The organism is Rhodocyclus gracilis, from assembly GCF_009617575.1.
Lineage (GTDB): Bacteria > Pseudomonadota > Gammaproteobacteria > Burkholderiales > Rhodocyclaceae > Rhodocyclus > Rhodocyclus gracilis.
This window is the reverse complement of the sequence record NZ_WIXJ01000015.1, coordinates 1-16,192: the sequence shown is the minus strand read 5'-3', so window position 1 is coordinate 16,192 and position 16,192 is coordinate 1. Positions and strand designations below refer to the sequence as shown.

The window sequence follows — 16,192 nt, the reverse complement described above, 5'->3', positions numbered from 1 at the left end:
TCTGCCTTGGCGAAGCGCGCCGCTTTCGCCTCCTTCTTTGCGCCGCTGGCGCCGACACTCACCTTATGGACAGTAGTACAGGTTCCAGACCGCGATTTCTGGAACGTCTTTCCTCGCTCCTCCTGCGCGAACCGGAGGACCGCGAGCAGCTCATGCAGCTCCTGCATGCCGCTTTCGAGCGCAATCTCCTCGACGCCGATGCGCTGACCATCATCGAAGGCGCGCTGGCCGCCGCCGATACCTGCGTGCGCGATGTGATGGTGCCGCGCGCGCAGATGGATGTGGTCGATATCGCCGACTCCCTCGACGACATCGTCGCCTACGTCATCCGCACGGCGCACTCGCGCTTCCCCGTCATCGATGGCGGTCGCGACAACGTCATCGGCATCCTGCTCGCCAAGGATCTGCTGCGCATCCATACCGAAGAAGATTTCAACGTGCGCGACTGGCTGCGGCCCGCCGTGTTCATCCCAGAGTCGAAGCGCCTCAACGTCCTGTTGCGCGAGTTTCGCGTCTCGCGCAATCACATGGCCGTCGTCGTCGACGAGTATGCCGGCATCTGCGGCATGGTGACCATCGAAGACGTGCTCGAACAGATCGTTGGCGACATCGAGGACGAATACGATTTCGACGAGGCCGACGACAATATCCAGCTCGATCAGAGCGGGCGTTACCGCGTCAAGGCGCAGACCGAGATTGCCGACTTCAATACCGCGTTCGACACGCACTTTGACGACGATGAATGCGACACCGTCGGCGGCCTGATCCTGCAGCAACTGGGACGGGTGCCCAAGCGCAACGAGTGCGTCGATGTCGACGGCGTGCGCTTTCAGATTTTGCGTGCCGACAGCCGCCGCATTTACACGCTGCTGGTGACGCTGCCGCAGGAGAAGGATGAGCGCGTTTAGTCGCGGCGGCGCAGCCAAGGCCGCGCTGCTGGCCCTCCTGCTGGGCGCAGCCAGTGTCGTCGCCTTCGCGCCGCTCAACGCTTTTCCGGTGCTGTGGCTGACGCTCGCCGGTCTCTTCGCGCTCTGGACGACGGCGCCATCGATCGCGGCAGGCGCCGTGCGTGGCGCCGCCTTCGGGCTGGGCTTTTTTGGCGCGGGCGTGTCCTGGGTGTATGTCAGCCTCAGCACATTCGGCGGCATGCCGGTGATCGCGGCGGCGGGGGCGACGTTCGCCTTCTGCGTTTATCTGGCGGTGTTTCCGGCGCTGGCCGGCGCGCTCTTCGTTTTTCTGTCGCGTTCGGCGCCTGCCTCGCAGGGGACGGCGGGACGGCTCTTGCGCACCGCGCTTTTCGCCGCCGCGTGGACGCTCGGCGAGTGGGCGAGGGGGCATCTGTTTACGGGTTTCCCCTGGCTGTCGGTCGGTTACGCGCAGACGCCGCCGAGTCCGCTCGCCGGCTTTGCGCCGCTCCTTGGTGTGTTTGGCGTCGGTTTTGTCAGCGCCTGGCTGGGGGCCTTGCTTTGCGAGACGGTGCGTCGTCCTGCCGCCAGTGCTCGCCGCTCGGCGCGTTGGTTGATGCTCGCGTGCGCGGCGCTTGTCCTGGTCTGCGGCGCCTGGCTGGGGGCGCAACGATGGACGACGCCGCTGGCGGCACCGCTCTCGGTGGCGCTCCTGCAAGGCAATATCGCGCAGGAAACCAAGTGGCGCCCGGAGACACTGCGCGAGTCCCTGACGACCTACTACCGTCTGATGCAGGAGCATCCGGCGCAATTGACGGTGCTGCCGGAAACGGCTCTGCCGGTCATCTTCGAACAGGCGCCGCAGGACTATCTCGAAGCGTTGACGCAACTGGCGGCGCGTCGGCAGGGTGATGCGCTGGTGGGCGTCGTCAGTGCCGGCGAGGCGCTATCCGGTGAGGGGAGCGCGGGGGGCGCGCAGTATGCCAACGTGGCGCAGAGCCTCGGTGTTTCGCCGCCGCAGCGCTATGCGAAGTCGCATCTGGTGCCGTTCGGCGAATTCACGCCGCCGGGCTTTGCCTGGTTCATGCGCGCCTTGTCGATCCCGATGTCCGACTTCACACCCGGTGCCACCAACCCGCCGCCGCTCGCCGTAGCCGGCCAGCAGGTGGCGGTGAATATCTGCTACGAAGACATTTTCGGCGACGAAATCCGGCATGCCTTGCCGCAGGCGTCGCTACTGGTGAATCTGTCGAATGTGGCGTGGTTCGGCGACTCGCTGGCGCCGGCGCAGCATCTGCAGATCGCGCAGATGCGCGCGCTGGAGAGCGGGCGGATGATGCTGCGCGCAACCAATACCGGCATGACGGCGATCGTCGGCGCCGATGGCCGCGTCCAGGCGGCGCTGCCGCCGTTTACGCGGGGGGCGCTCGTCGGCGACGTGCAGGGCTATAGCGGAACCACGCCTTACGTGCGCTGGGGCGACGCTCCGGCTTTGCTGCTGGCGGTGTTGCTGCTTGGGTTGGGAGCTTTGCGTCGGCGGGGCGGCTAGTACGGATTGTTGGCGCTGTCGCTGTTGCCTCTGCGTGGCGCTTACGATTGATGTGCGTGGTTTCTTGTCTGCTTCGTCGTGTGCGATTCGGTGCTTGGCGCGCACGCGGGAACGGGGCCGTGGGCGCCTCATGGTTGCACAAATCGTTGCCCACGGCCCCGCCCCCGCGTGTCGGGCAGGCGTGGTTCGCCGACAGAAAACCGAGCGGTCCAGCAGGGGCGGGCGAAAGCCTGCGCGGCCTTTGCTGTTCTGTCCGCTTGAGTTGCTGCCACGCTCGCACACCTTGCGCCGGGGGGCGGATGCGACGATTTGTGCAGCCATGAGGAGCGTCCGCCCCCCGGTGCAACGTGCGCTGTCAAGCACGCAACGACGCCGTCCAGCCACTTCAGCAAAGCCGGAAGCGACCGAAACTGATGTACCGCCAGCGCTGCCCAGCCGGACTTTCGGGTTTTGGCGGGCGCCGAAACCAAGTAGAATCAGCCCTTTCCCCGAACTCCGAAGCGTTTCCATGCCCACTTTTCAGGAAATCATCCTGCGTCTCCAGAACTTCTGGAACGAGCAGGGCTGCGCCTTGCTGCAACCCTACGACATCGAAGTCGGTGCCGGCACCTTCCACACGGCCACCTTCCTGCGCGCGATCGGCCCCGAGCCGTGGCGCGCCGCCTACGTGCAGCCTTCGCGCCGGCCGAAGGACGGCCGTTACGGCGAGAACCCCAACCGTCTGCAACACTACTACCAGTATCAGGTGGTACTCAAGCCGTCGCCGGCGAACATCCAGGAACTCTACCTCGACAGCCTGCGCGCGCTCGGCATCGACACCGCCGAACACGACATCCGCTTCGTCGAGGACGACTGGGAATCGCCGACGCTCGGCGCCTGGGGGCTCGGCTGGGAAGTCTGGCTCGACGGCATGGAAGTGACGCAGTTCACCTACTTCCAGGAGGTCGGCTCGCTCGTCTGCAAGCCGGTGCTCGGCGAAATCACCTACGGCCTCGAGCGGCTGGCGATGTATCTGCAGGGCGTCGAGAACGTCTATGACCTCGTCTGGGCCGACGGCCGGAACGGCCGCGTCACCTACGGCGACGTCTATCACCAGAACGAAGTCGAGCAATCGAAGTACAACTTCGAGCATTCCAACGTCGACATGCTCTTCCGCCACTTCGGCGAACACGAGGGCGAAGCCAAGCGCCTGATGGGCCTCGGCCTGCCGCTGCCCGCTTTCGAACAGGTGATGAAGTGCTCGCACACCTTCAACATGCTCGACGCGCGCGGTGCCATCTCGGTGACCGAGCGCGCCGCCTACATCGGCCGCGTGCGCGCCCTGGCGCGCGAAGTTGCGCAGGCCTACTACAACTCCCGCGAGGCACTCGGTTTCCCGATGGCCCGGAACCTTGCCGGCGCGGAGGGCAATTGAGATGAATCCAACCCTGCTTGTAGAACTGCTGACCGAAGAACTGCCGCCGAAGGCGCTGGCGCGTCTCGGTGAGGTTTTTGCCGCGCAGATCCACGCCGGCCTCGTCGAACGCAAGCTCGTTGCCGCCGGCAGCGACTACCGCTGGTTCGCGACGCCACGACGGCTGGCGATTCAGGTGCCGGGTGTGCTCGCCGTGGCGCCCGATGCAACGGTCGTCGAAAAGATCATGCCGGTTGCCGTGGCGCTCGACGCCGCCGGCCAGCCGAGCCCGGCGCTGCTGAAGAAGCTCGCCGCCAAGGGCATCGCCGCGAGCGAGGTGGCGAAGTTCGAGAAACGCATGGACGGCAAGTCCGAGACCTTCTTCTACGAAGCCTCGGTCAAGGGGGCGCGCCTCGATGACGTGCTCGCCGGCATTGTCGCAGATGCGCTGAAGAAGCTGCCGATCCCAAAGCTGATGCGCTGGGGTGATTCCGACCACCAGTTCGTGCGTCCGGTGCATGGCCTCGTGCTGCTGCACGGCGATCGTATCGTCGCCGGCGAAGTGCTGGGCCTGACCAGTGGTCGCGTCACCCGCGGCCATCGTTTCCTGTCGAGCGGTGAAATTACGCTGGACTCGGCCGAAAGCTACGAAGACGCGCTGCGCACGCAGGGCAAGGTTGTCGCCAGCTTTGCCGAACGCCGTGCGTCGATCGAACAGCAGCTGGCGGCGCAGGCTGCGGCACTTGGCGCGACGATCAACCGCGCCGACGGCCTGCTCGACGAAGTGACGGCGCTGGTCGAATGGCCGGTGGTCTATGTCGGCGAATTCGAGGCCGAATACCTCGAAGTGCCGCAGGAATGCCTGATCCTGACCATGCAGCAGAACCAGAAGTACTTCCCGCTGCTCGACGCTGCCGGCAAGCTGATCAACAAGTTCCTGATCGTCTCCAATATGGCGGTCGCCGATCCGAAGCACATCGTCGGCGGCAACGCGCGCGTGGTGCGTCCGCGCCTTTCGGATGCGCGCTTCTTCTTCAACCAGGACCGCAAGGCGACGCTCGCCTCGCGCCTCGATCGGCTGGGCAGCGTCGTCTATCACAACAAGCTCGGCTCGCTGCTGGCGCGCGTCGACCGCCTCGAAGCGCTGGCGCAGAAGATCGCCGTTCGCCTGTCGGCCAACGCCTCGCTCGCCGCCCGTGCGGCGCGGCTGGCCAAGGCCGACCTCGTCACCGACATGGTCGGCGAATTCCCCGAACTGCAAGGCATCATGGGTCGCTACTACGCGCTGCACGACGGCGAGGACGCCGCCGTTGCCGACGCGATCCAGAGCCACTACCAGCCGCGCTTTGCCGGCGACGCGCTGCCGGCCGGCAACATCGCCTGCGCCGCGGCGCTCGCCGACAAGCTCGACGCGCTGACCGGCTTCTTCGGCATCGGCCAGATTCCGACCGGCGACAAGGACCCCTTCGGTCTGCGCCGCGCGGCGCTCGGCGTGCTGCGCATCCTGATGGAATCGCCGCTGCCGCTCGACCTCGCCGACCTGATCGCCGACGCGCAAGCGGGCTTTGCGCCGGGCGTGCTGACGCAGCCGGTGAGCGAGCCCTTGCTCGACTTCATGCTCGACCGCCTGCGTGGCCTGCTGCGCGACGCCGGTTATGCGCAGGACGCCATCGAAGCCGTGCTGGCGCAGCGCCCGACGCGCATCGACCGCGTGCCGGCGCGCCTTGACGCCGTGCGCGACTTCCAGCGCCTGCCCGAGGCCGAAGCGCTCGCCGCCGCCAACAAGCGCATCGGCAACATCCTGCGCAAGGCGGACGCGGCGGCGATTGCCGATCCGGTCGCGGCGCTCTTCGACGCACCGGCCGAGAAGGCGCTCTTTGAGCGTGTCGTGCAGATTTCGCCGGTGGTCGACGCCTACGTGGCGGCCGAGGATTACGCCGCCGCGTTGAAGGTGCTGGCCGGCGTACGTGTCGAAGTGGATCGCTTTTTTGAAGACGTGATGGTGATGGCTGACGATGCGGCGGTTCGCGCCAACCGGCTCGGTCTCTTGCGAGCCTTGTTCCGCGAACTGAACGCCGTGGCCGATCTATCGCGGCTGGCCGCATGATCGCCGTGCGCGGCGAAGCGACGGGAGACTGCTCATGCCGCTGAAACTCATCATTCTTGACCGCGACGGCGTCATCAACGTCGATTCGGCGCAGTTCATCAAGTCGCCAGCGGAGTGGAAGCCGATTCCCGGCAGCCTTGAAGCCATTGCGCGGCTGTCGCAGGCCGGCTGGCGCGTCGTCGTGGCGACCAATCAGTCGGGGATCGGTCGCGGCCTCTTCGACATGGACACGCTCAATGCCATTCACCTCAAGATGCACCGGGCGGTGCAGGCGGTGGGCGGGCGGATCGATGCTGTCTTTTATTGCCCGCATACCGCCGACGAGAAATGCGAATGCCGCAAGCCGCAAGCCGGCATGTTCCGTCGTATTGGCACCTGCTACAACGTCGACCTGACGGGCGTGCCGTCGGTGGGCGATTCGCTGCGCGACCTGCAGGCGGCAGCCAGCGTTGGCGCCAAGCCTTTTCTGACGCTGACCGGCAAGGGCGAAAAAACCCAGGCCGAGGGCGATCTGCCCGAAGGCACTCAGGTATTTCCCGACCTTGCTGCCGTTGTCGCCCACCTTCTGGACGCCCGATGATTTTCATCCGTTCCACGCTGTTTGCTCTGCTGGTCACGCTGCTGACCATTCCCTTCGGCATCCTCGTCAGCATCGCCATGCTCGGCTCCCTGCGCCTGCGGTATGCCATCATCGCCGTCTGGCGGCATGGCTTCATGGCGCTGTGCCGTGGCGTGCTGGGCATCCGCTACCAGGTCATCGGCCGCGAGAACATGCCGGCGACGCCGTCGGTGATCCTGTCCAAGCACCAGTCCGCGTGGGAAACCGTCGGCTTGCAGGACATTTTCCCGCCGCTTGTCTTCGTGCTGAAAAAGGAGCTGCTGCGCATTCCGTTCTTCGGCTGGGGCTTGTCGGCGATGAAGATGATCTCCATCGACCGTACCGAGCGCCGCGAGGCCCTGCGTCAGGTGGCCGAGCAAGGCTGCGATCGTTTGCAGGATGGCTACTGGGTGGTGGTCTTCCCCGAAGGCACGCGCGTCGCGCCGGGTGAGCGCGGTCGCTACAAGCCGGGGGGCGCGCATCTGGCGGCGCAGGCCGGCGTGCCGGTCGTGCCGGTGGCGCACAACGCCGGCGAGGTCTGGTCGCGCAACGCTTTCCTCAAGTCGCCGGGGCTGATTACGGTCAGCATTGGTCCGCCTATCGATACGGCGAATCTGTCGGAGTTGCAGGTCGGCAAGGCGGCGGAAAACTGGATCGAGGCGGAAATGCGCCGCATCTCGCCGCATCGCTACCCGGATGCCGCGGCGGACTGAGCCGGTCGCGGCCGACGCGCCGCGCCAGATCGCGCTGGGTGATACTGCGGTGTCGTATCGCTTGCGCCGCTCGGCGCGGCGTAGCATTGGCCTGACGATCGACGCCGGCGGGCTGGCGATTGCCGCCCCGCAGCGCGCGCCGGTGGGCGACATCGAGGCGGTCATCCGCCAGCACGCCGCGTGGGTGCTGCGTAAACTCGACGAATGGCGGCGGCGTCCGCCACCGCCTGCCGCGCCGCCGCTCGCCGATGGCGTCCGGATTCCCTTCCTCAACGGTGAGTTGACGCTCGCCGTGCGTATCGGGCGCGGCCGCGCGCATTGGGCGGAGCCGGCGGCGGATGCGCTGGCCGGGCAAGCGTCGACTCTGCCCCTGACTCCAACCCTGACGGTCTTTTGCCGCGAGGCGAGCGCCGCCGACATCGCGGCCGCCGTGCAGGCTGCGCTGGTGGCGCGCGCGCGCCCCGTGTTTGCCGAGCGTCTCGCGCATTTCTGCGGGCGCCTTGGCGTGCCGGTGCCGGCCCTGGCCATCTCTTCCGCGCGGACGCGCTGGGGGAGTTGCAGTGGCGCCACTATTCGTCTCAACTGGCGCCTGATGCAGATGCCGCCGACGATCATCGACTACGTGGTGGCGCACGAAGCCGCGCACCTTCTTGAGATGAATCACAGTCCGCGCTTCTGGTCGGTGGTCGAGCAGCTGTATCCCGACTGGCGTTCGGCGCGCGCCGAATTGCGGCGTCGGGCGCCCTTCTGCGTTTCCTGAGTGGCGTAGTGTGGCGTAGTCGCCCGCGTATGGCAGCGGAGGGCGACCGCCGCGACACAATGGGCTGTGAACTGTTGCTTGGCCTCCCGGCACTCGGCTTGGCCGGCTTTTCTGTAGTGACCTCTTACCGGAGATTTTCATGCGAATCCTGCACACCATGCTGCGTGTCGCTCAGATCGACCGCTCGATTGCTTTTTACACCGAGATTCTCGGTATGCGGCTGTTGCGCCGCGAGGACTATCCGGAGGGCCGCTTCACGCTCGCCTTCGTCGGCTACGGCAACGAGGCCGATGGCGCGGTGATCGAGCTGACGCACAACTGGGATACCGCCGCCTACGACATGGGCAACGCCTTCGGGCATATCGCGCTGGGCGTGGATGACGCCTACGCCACCTGCGCGGCGATCAAGGCGCGCGGCGGCCGCGTCGTGCGCGAAGCTGGCCCGATGAAGCATGGCACGACGGTCATTGCTTTCGTCGAAGATCCCGACGGCTACAAGATCGAGCTGATCCAGAAGAAGGCTTGAGAGAGGGTTTCCCTTCGTCGCCCAGAAAGCGTTTGCGACCGTTGTTAATGCGAACGATTGTCGTTATAGTGTCGCCCTTCGCCGATGGTCAGCGTCTCCGTGATGCGCGCCGTCGGCAAAAAACACGCTTGAATTAACGCAATCTCGCACCAGCCCGCCGTCGCCAGCCAGTGCCAACCTCTTTCAGGAGAAGCATGATGCTGCGAATGACTCCGGTCGCGCTGGCCGTAGGTATGGCGACGCTGCCGCAATTTGTCTGGGCTCAGGCCATGGCCGACGAAGGCAGTCGGGGCGAGACGGTTCTCGCGCCGGTGAACATCACCGCCACTGCCGACACGCCGACCGATTTGCCGAAGCCCTACGCGGGCGGGCAGGTGGCCACGGGCGCCCGGCTCGGCGCCCTCGGTAATCTCGAGGTGATGAACACGCCGTTCAATGTCACCAGCTACACCGCCGAGCTGATTCAGGATCAGCAGGCGCACACCCTGGCCGATGTGCTGGCCAATGACCCGTCGGTGCGTTTCACCACCTCCAGCGGGCATATGTACGAGAACTTCCGCGTGCGCGGTTTTGACGTCAGCGCCTCGGATCTGGCGATCAACGGCATGTTCGGCCTCGCCCCTATCGGCCACACGCCGGTGGAGTACATCGAACGCGTCGAAGTCCTGAAAGGGCCGAGTGCCCTGTTCAGCGGCATGGCGCCGAGTGGCGGCGTCGGCGGCGTGATCAATCTGGTGCCCAAGCGCGCGGGCGACGATCCCTTGCTGCGCGTTTCGACGGGCTTCCAGTCCGACTCGCAGTTAGGGACGAGCATCGACGCCGGGCGCCGCTTCGGCGAGCAGCGGCAGTGGGGCGTTCGCGTCAACGGCGCGCTCAGTAATGGCGACACGACGCTCGACGGGCAATCGAAAAAACGCGAGTTCTACTCCTCCGCGCTCGATTATCGCGGCGAATCGCTGACCGCCTCGCTGGACGCCTACCACAGCAAGGAATCCTTCCGGGGCGGCACGCCGGCCATGTTCTGGTTCGCAACGCCGAGCATCCCCAAGGCGCCCGATCCGAGCACCAACCAGTTCAAGACGGGCTACGGCGAGCTTGAAAGCAACGCCTTCGTGCTGCGCGCCGATTACGAGTTCAACGAGCATCTCTCGGCGTTTGGCGGCTTCGGGATGATGAACCACGACTACTCCGGCTTCATCAACGGCACGCACGCGCGCCAGATCGATGCCTCGGGCAACTACACCGGTCGCATGGTCGGGCAACTGGGCTACAGCAATTTCGTCAGCAGCGAGGCCGGCGTCCGTTCGCGCTTCGCCACTGGCGGTGTGAAGCACGAGCTGGTCGTGCAGGCGAGTAATCTGAAAGAGGAAGATGGCTCGGCCAACAACCAGTCGACCTTCGCCTCCAACATCTACAACCCGATTACCCCGGTCATGGTCGCCTTGCCCCGCTCGGCGCCGAAGACGGCGGACTCGACGCTCTCCAGTCTCGCGCTGGTCGACACCCTGTCTTTCGCCGACGACGCCGTTCGTCTGACGCTCGGGCTACGCAATCAGAGTGTGAAAACGACCAATTTCAACGCCACGGGCGCTGTCACGGCGCGCTACGACAAGAGCGTCGTCACCCCCGCCGTCGGCCTCGTCGTCAAACCATGGGGACCGGCGCTGTCGCTCTACGCCAACTACGTGCAGGGCTTGAGCAAGGGCGACACGGTGACGGATACCTCGGCGGCGAACTACGGGCACGTCTTTGCGCCGTACAAGACCGAGCAGAAGGAAATCGGCGCCAAGTGGGATGCCGGCACGTTCACCCACACGCTGAGCCTCTACCAGATCGCCAAGCCGATGATGGTCAGTACCGGCTCGCTGCCCTCCCTCACCTACACCGACGAAGGCGAGAAGCGCGTGCGCGGCGTCGAGTGGAACACCTTCGGCGAAGTGACGCGCAACGTGCGTGTGCTGGGCGGCGTCACCTACGGTCAGGGCGTCCAGACGAAGACCGCTGGCGATCTTAACAACGGCAAGGTGGCCGTCGGCGCGCCGCGCTGGCAGGGCAACATCGGCACCGAGTGGGATACCCCCTGGCTCTCCGGCGTGACGCTGAGCGCCCGCGTTCAGGCCAGCGGCAGCCAGTATCTGGATTCGGCGAATACGCAGCAGATCGCCGGCTGGAGCCAGTTCGACGTCGGCGCCCGCTACGCGACGCGTCTGGATGGCCGCAAGCTCGTGTTGCGCGCAAACGTCGTCAATCTCTTCGATCGCCACTACTACGCCGGCAGCTTCAGCGATAGCACGCCGATCGCGACGCTCGGCCAAGGGCGCACGCTGACGGCGTCGGCGACGATGGAGTTCTGATCGCCGGGCGCTAATCGGCCATGGCCAGTCGCCCATCGCGGATGGGGCGCGGCGACGCGCGGGGAACGGCGGGAGTTGCGCCGCTCCCCTAGCGTTTTTTTGGCACATGGGGGCGCTGCTGCTTCCGGCGTGCGTTGGCTTCCTCCGCCGGCGCCTTGCTTCGCCCTAGCAAGCGTCGCGTGCCGTGGCTGCGCTTCAGGCGAAGCCGAGTTTTTCTTTCAGCTCAGGGAGCAGGCGGCGGCTGACGGGCAGGTGGTGCTCGCTGCGTGTGATGATCTCGGCGCCGCCGCCTTCCTGAAAGGCGATTTCGCGGATGTGTTCCGGATTCACCAGATACTGGCGGTGACAGCGCAGGAAGGGCGTTTTTTCCTCCAGCGTGCGCAGGCTCAGTTCGGTGAAGTGCTCGCTGCCGGTGTGGGTGGTGATGTGCACGCCGCTGGCCTTGCTGGTGGCGAATTCGACATCGTCGACCTTGATCAGCAGCACGCGCAGGTGGCCGGGGCAGGGGATCTGCTTGAGCGGCGCGGCGGCCTGAAAGAGTGCGCTGGCCTGCTCCGGGCTGCGGTCGCGGCGCAGACGGCGCAGCGTGACATCGAGGCGCGCCGGGTCGATGGGTTTGAGCAGGTAGTCGAACGCGTCCTGATCGAAGGCCTGTACGGCATATTCGTCAAAGGCGGTGAGGAAGACGATGCGCGGCAGCGTCTCCGGGTCGAGCATGCTCAGCATTTCGAGGCCGCTGATGCGCGGCATCTGGATATCGAGGAAGACGACATCGGGCTTGTGGCGGTTGATCGCCGAAATGCCTTCGATGGCGTTGGCGCATTCGCCGACGACGCGCAGGTCTGCCTCCTGCGTCAGCAGATGGCGGATTTCTTCCCGCGCGGGTTGCTCGTCGTCAATGATCAAAACGTCCATAAAACCTCTTTGCTACACGAGCGCCATGGGCGCCGTCGGCGCCAGAGGCAGTCTGAGCGTCACGCGCGTTGAGAGTTCGCGTTCGCAGGCGATGTCGAGGCCGTAGGGTGGGCCGTAGCGGTCGGCGATGCGGCGGTGAACGAGCGAGAGGCCAAGGCCGTTGCTCTCTCGCGGCGCTTCGTAGAGACCGGCGTTGTCTTCGACGCACAGGTGCAGTTCGTCACCGATCTGCCGCGCGGATATGAGGACGCGACCGACACCCAGGAGGTGCGAGGTACCGTGCTTGATGGCGTTTTCAACGATGGGTTGCAGCGAAAAGGCAGGCAGACGGCATTGCCGCAGCGCGACGGGAACATCGAATTCAACGACCAGCCGGTCGAGAAAGCGCGCTTTTTCGATGTCGAGGTAGGCCGTCACATGGTCGATTTCTTCGCCGAGGCTGGCTTCCTCGCTGGGGCGCTTGAGGTTGTTGCGGAAAAAGGTCGACAGATTGAGCACGAGGTGGCGGGCGCGTTCCGGGTCGCGGCGGATGATGGCGGAGAGCGTGTTGAGGGTGTTGAAGAGGAAGTGCGGATTGACTTGCGCGTGCAGCAGCTTGATCTCCGACTGCGCCAGCAGTTCGCGCTGCTGCATGTAGCGGCCGGCGAGAATCTGCGTCGACAGCAGGCGGGCGATGCCTTCGCCGAGGGTACGGTTGATCGTCGAAAAGAGCCGCGAGCGTGGTTCGTAGAGCTTGATCGTGCCGATCACGTGGCGCTCTTCGCCGAGCAGCGGGATGATCAGCGAGGCGGCGAGCGGACATTTCGGGCTGATCGAGCAGCGGTAGGCGAGGGCGTTGCCGTCGGCGTAGACGACTTCGTTGTTTTCGATGGCGCGCCGTGTCAGGGCAGAGGTGATCGGCGTGCCCGGCAGGTGATGATCGGCACCGATGCCGATGAAAGCGAGCAGATTCCGCGTGTCGGTCACCGCAACGGCGCCGACGCCGAGTTCTTCGTGAATGATGTGCGCGACGCGGGTGCTCGTGTCGATATTGAAGCCTTCGTGCAGCACGCCTTCAACGCGGGTGGCCAGCGCCAGCGCTTTGGTCGAGAAGACGCTGGCTTGGCGTTCGTGAATTTGCCTCCGGTCGAGCAGGATGCGCATGAAAAGCCCGGCGCCCAAGGCATTGGCGACGCCCATCGGTACGGCGATCTGTTCGACCAGATGGCGGGCGGCGCTGAAGGGCTGCACGACGATGAGCAGGATGAGCATCTGCGTGATTTCGGCAGCGAGCGTCAGCGCGGCGATGGCGAGCGGATTGAAGAGGGTCTGGATGCGTCCGTGCCCCCTCATGTAGCTGTGGAAGATGCCGCCGATGAGGCCCTCGACGATGGTCGACAACATGCAGGCGAGCGCCGAGGGGCCGCCGAGCGAATAGCGGTGCAGCCCACCGGTAAAGCCGATGGCGAGTCCGACCGAAGGGCCGCCGAGCACGCCGCCCAAGACGGCGCCGATGGCGCGCGTATTGGCGATGGAGTCGTCGATCTTCAGGCCGAAATACGTGCCCATGATGCAGAAGGCCGAAAAGACGACGTAGCACGTCAACCGGTGCGGCAGACGCACGGCGACATTCATCAGCGGGATGAAAATGCGGGTGCGGCTGAGCAGGTAGGCGATGACCAGATAGACGCAGGTCTGCTGCAAGAGCGTCAGGGTCAGGCTGAGCGAATCGAGAAACATGCCGGTGTTTCGTCCTGGCGATGGAAAAAAGCCGTGCGCGCCGCGATGGGCGCGCACGGCTTCCTTTTACCAGAAGGCGGCGCCGATCGGCGCGGCGCTGCTCAGACGGCGCAGGCGGTGGTGAGTACCGGCGGGATTGCCGACGATTCGCCGCGCGCCTTCCACAGCACGGCCCAACGCTTGAGCGAGGCGAAGAGGATGATGAAGCCAAGCACCATCATGGTCGATGCCATCGCCGCGTTGAAGAGGTTGTAGCCCTTGCCGGCGGCGTTGAGGTAGACGTTGCTGATCATCCAGTAACCGGCGTAGTTGACGGTCACGAAGAGGTAAGCAAGCGGGATCAGGCAGGTCAGCACGTAGGCGCGCTTGGCCGACAGGCGCAGGATGATCGTCGCGCCGATCATCAGGCCGACGGAAGCCATCAACTGGTTGGAGACGCCGAACAGCGCCCACACCGAGCTGATGTCGCCGGAGAGCAGCAGATAGCCCCACAGCGCGCAGGCGATGACGCTGGCGACGATGGCGGCGGGCACTGAATCGAGCCGCTTCATCGCCGGGAAGAAATCGCCCAGCAGATCCTGAATCAGGTAGCGCGAGACACGCGTTCCCGAATCGACCGCTGTCAGGATGAAGACTGCCTCGAACATGATGACGAACTGGAAGAAGTACGCCGCCAGATCGGAGAACCACGAGATCTTCGTGAAGATGTAGGTCATGCCAACGGCCAGCGTGACGGCGCCGCCGGTGCGTCCGTACAGGTCGATGCCCATTTTTTCGCTCAACTGCGGCAGATCGACGACCTGCATGCCGAGCGTCTTGAAGACTTCCGGGCTGGAGTTGATGGCGAAATAGTCGGCCGGGTGCAGCGAGGTCGCCGCCACCAGCGCCATGACGCCGACCAGACATTCGGCGAGCATGCCGCCGAAGGCCACCGGGTGGATGTCGCTCCATTTATCGATCAGCTTCGGCGTCGTTCCCGAGCCGATGAAGGCGTGGAAACCGGAAATCGCGCCGCAGGCGATGGTGATCGAAATGAACGGCCACACCGAGCCCTTGATGATCGGGCCGCCGCCGTTGATGAAATCGCTCAGCGCCGGGAACTGGATCGTCGGATTGACGAAGACGACGCCGACGATAAGCGCGGCGAAAACGCCGATCTTCATGAAGCTCGACAGGTAGCCGCGCGGCGTCAGCAGCAGCCACACCGGCAGCGCCGTGGCGAAGAAGGCATAGATCGGCAGCAGCCAGCACACCGTCGTCTTGTGCAGTGTCAGCCAGTCGCCGAGCAGCGTGCCTTGCAGGTGCGGGCCAACGGCGACCGAGGCGATGACGGCGGCGACGCCAGCGTACGTCGTCCACTTCGAGGCGCCGACGTAGCGCTCATATAGCCCCAGCGCGATGGCAATGGGCACCGTCATGAAGACGGCGAAGGTGCCCCAGGCGTTGCGTTCGAGGGCGTGCACGACGACGATCGACAGGCCGGCCATGGTGATGGTGATGATGAAGAGCATGGCCAGACCAGTGCTCCAGCCTGCCACTGGGCCGAGTTCTGCCTTGGCGACTTCGGAGAGAGATTTGCCCTGATGTTTCATCGATGCGAAGAGCACGACCGTATCGTGCACCGCGCCACCGACGACGGCGCCGATCAGAAGCCACAGAAAACCCGGCAGGTAGCCGAATTGCGCCGCGAGTACCGGCCCGACCAGCGGCCCGGCAGCGGCAATCGCCGCAAAATGCTGGCCGGCATTGACCCATTTCTTGGTCGGCACGTAGTTCCGACCGTCCTGCAATTGATGCGACGGCGTGCTGTCACGGTCGTCGGCCGCCAGCACCTTGCGGACGAAGAAGATTCCGTAGAAGCGATACGCCAGCGCCAGAACGCAGGCCGCCACGATGACAAAGTAGATCGCTTGATCCATGGTCTTTCCCACTGAATGATCGGAAGGCAGTGTTTCAGGCTGCGCATCTTAGGCGTGTGCCGGAATCACGAACGGCGATCTGCCGAGCGGCGGCGAGGCGGCGGCGAGTGGTTTTGGGGGCGGGGGGAGTGGCGGCCTTTGGGGGGGCTGACGGTGCGACGTCCCCCCGTTTTCAGTAGCAGTGAGCTTTAGAGTCCGGGGGTAATGTAGCCGATTTCCGGGTGAGTGATTCGGCATAGGCGGCGGGCGTCAGCCCGCCCAGAGATTTCTTCGGCCGCTCCTCGTTGTATTCGCGGCGCCAGCGCTCGATGACCACCTGGGCATGGCGCAGGCTGGTGAACCAATGCTCGTTGAGGCACTCGTCGCGGAAGCGTCCGTTGAACGACTCGATGTAAGCGTTCTGGTTTGGTTTGCCGGGCTCGATCAGGAACAACTGCACTCCTCGCGCGTGCGCCCAGCTCAACATCGCCCGGCTGCAGAACTCCTTGCCGTTATCGGTTCGAATGGCTTTGGGCAAGCCACGCGTTCCGGCCAGTTGATCAAGAACTCGCGTCAGGTGCATACCGCCTATCGCCCGCTCAGGAACGATGGCGACCGCTTCGTGGGTGGCGTCATCGACGATGGTCAGATTTTTGATGACGCGACCTTCTGCCGTCCTGACCTGCCTGACTTCTTCGGACCACTTATTCCTGGAGAACGGCCTCCGGTTGGGTGGTTGATAAACGGGCTTTTTT

13 protein-coding genes are annotated in these 16,192 nt (G+C 65.0%); 9 read left to right on the top strand and 4 right to left on the bottom strand.

Going from position 1 to position 16,192, the window contains the following annotated elements; all coding sequences use genetic code 11:
- The first annotated feature begins 65 nt into the window (after window positions 1-65).
- The 9 genes from GHK24_RS13090 to GHK24_RS13050 all read left to right on the top strand — a co-directional run bounded on the left by GHK24_RS13090 (window position 66) and on the right by GHK24_RS13050 (window position 10,905).
- A complete protein-coding gene (locus tag GHK24_RS13090) occupies window positions 66-908 on the top strand; it encodes an HlyC/CorC family transporter (protein ID WP_153473331.1) in 843 nt (280 codons plus the stop codon).
- The gene (gene lnt / locus GHK24_RS13085) at window positions 895-2,454 is read left to right on the top strand and encodes an apolipoprotein N-acyltransferase (protein WP_153473330.1); all 1,560 of its coding nucleotides are present in this window, start codon (window positions 895-897) and stop codon (window positions 2,452-2,454) included. The genes GHK24_RS13090 and lnt overlap by 14 nt, the downstream gene beginning before the upstream one ends.
- 508 nt (window positions 2,455-2,962) lie before the next feature.
- Entirely contained in the window at window positions 2,963-3,868 is a 906-nt protein-coding gene (gene glyQ / locus GHK24_RS13080) for a glycine--tRNA ligase subunit alpha (protein WP_153473329.1), read from the top strand.
- Window position 3,869: 1 nt separating this feature from the next.
- Window positions 3,870-5,954 (top strand): glycine--tRNA ligase subunit beta, encoded by a 2,085-nt coding sequence (glyS, locus tag GHK24_RS13075; RefSeq protein WP_153473328.1) that lies wholly within the window; start codon window positions 3,870-3,872, stop codon window positions 5,952-5,954.
- Between the two features lie 40 nt (window positions 5,955-5,994).
- Window positions 5,995-6,534, top strand: a complete 540-nt coding sequence (gene gmhB / locus GHK24_RS13070; protein ID WP_228384707.1) for a D-glycero-beta-D-manno-heptose 1,7-bisphosphate 7-phosphatase — start codon at window positions 5,995-5,997, stop codon at window positions 6,532-6,534.
- Window positions 6,531-7,265: a lysophospholipid acyltransferase family protein gene (locus tag GHK24_RS13065; RefSeq protein ID WP_153473326.1), complete on the top strand. Its 735-nt coding sequence runs from the start codon at window positions 6,531-6,533 to the stop codon at window positions 7,263-7,265. The genes gmhB and GHK24_RS13065 overlap by 4 nt, the downstream gene beginning before the upstream one ends.
- Complete coding sequence (locus tag GHK24_RS13060; RefSeq protein ID WP_153473325.1) at window positions 7,249-8,025, top strand: M48 family metallopeptidase; 777 nt, start codon at window positions 7,249-7,251, stop codon at window positions 8,023-8,025. The genes GHK24_RS13065 and GHK24_RS13060 overlap by 17 nt, the downstream gene beginning before the upstream one ends.
- 139 nt (window positions 8,026-8,164) lie before the next feature.
- Window positions 8,165-8,551: a lactoylglutathione lyase gene (gene gloA / locus GHK24_RS13055; protein ID WP_153473324.1), complete on the top strand. Its 387-nt coding sequence runs from the start codon at window positions 8,165-8,167 to the stop codon at window positions 8,549-8,551.
- Between the two features lie 194 nt (window positions 8,552-8,745).
- Complete coding sequence (locus GHK24_RS13050) at window positions 8,746-10,905, top strand: TonB-dependent receptor (protein ID WP_228384706.1); 2,160 nt, start codon at window positions 8,746-8,748, stop codon at window positions 10,903-10,905.
- 195 nt (window positions 10,906-11,100) lie between these two features.
- On the opposite strand, the gene btsR is transcribed toward GHK24_RS13050, so the two are convergent.
- The 4 genes from btsR to GHK24_RS13030 all read right to left on the bottom strand — a co-directional run.
- On the bottom strand, window positions 11,101-11,820 hold the full coding sequence (gene btsR / locus GHK24_RS13045; protein WP_153473323.1) for a two-component system response regulator BtsR: 720 nt from the start codon (window positions 11,818-11,820) through the stop codon (window positions 11,101-11,103).
- Between the two features lie 12 nt (window positions 11,821-11,832).
- Window positions 11,833-13,539: a sensor histidine kinase gene (locus GHK24_RS13040; protein WP_153473322.1), complete on the bottom strand. Its 1,707-nt coding sequence runs from the start codon at window positions 13,537-13,539 to the stop codon at window positions 11,833-11,835.
- A gap of 101 nt (window positions 13,540-13,640) precedes the next feature.
- Window positions 13,641-15,458, bottom strand: a complete 1,818-nt coding sequence (locus GHK24_RS13035; RefSeq protein ID WP_153473321.1) for a carbon starvation CstA family protein — start codon at window positions 15,456-15,458, stop codon at window positions 13,641-13,643.
- Between the two features lie 172 nt (window positions 15,459-15,630).
- Window positions 15,631-16,192, bottom strand: a 562-nt coding sequence (locus GHK24_RS13030; RefSeq protein WP_228384705.1) for an integrase core domain-containing protein, incomplete at its 5' end; no start/stop codon positions are given.

Coding starts and splice junctions, on each gene's coding strand:
- GHK24_RS13090 (WP_153473331.1), top strand. CDS start 66: ATGGACAGTAGTACAGGTTCCAGACCGCGATTTCTGGAACGTCTTTCC.
- GHK24_RS13040 (WP_153473322.1), bottom strand. CDS start 13,539: ATGTTTCTCGATTCGCTCAGCCTGACCCTGACGCTCTTGCAGCAGACC.
- GHK24_RS13060 (WP_153473325.1), top strand. CDS start 7,249: ATGCCGCGGCGGACTGAGCCGGTCGCGGCCGACGCGCCGCGCCAGATC.
- GHK24_RS13065 (WP_153473326.1), top strand. CDS start 6,531: ATGATTTTCATCCGTTCCACGCTGTTTGCTCTGCTGGTCACGCTGCTG.
- lnt (WP_153473330.1), top strand. CDS start 895: ATGAGCGCGTTTAGTCGCGGCGGCGCAGCCAAGGCCGCGCTGCTGGCC.
- GHK24_RS13050 (WP_228384706.1), top strand. CDS start 8,746: ATGATGCTGCGAATGACTCCGGTCGCGCTGGCCGTAGGTATGGCGACG.
- glyS (WP_153473328.1), top strand. CDS start 3,870: ATGAATCCAACCCTGCTTGTAGAACTGCTGACCGAAGAACTGCCGCCG.
- btsR (WP_153473323.1), bottom strand. CDS start 11,820: ATGGACGTTTTGATCATTGACGACGAGCAACCCGCGCGGGAAGAAATC.
- GHK24_RS13035 (WP_153473321.1), bottom strand. CDS start 15,458: ATGGATCAAGCGATCTACTTTGTCATCGTGGCGGCCTGCGTTCTGGCG.
- gloA (WP_153473324.1), top strand. CDS start 8,165: ATGCGAATCCTGCACACCATGCTGCGTGTCGCTCAGATCGACCGCTCG.
- glyQ (WP_153473329.1), top strand. CDS start 2,963: ATGCCCACTTTTCAGGAAATCATCCTGCGTCTCCAGAACTTCTGGAAC.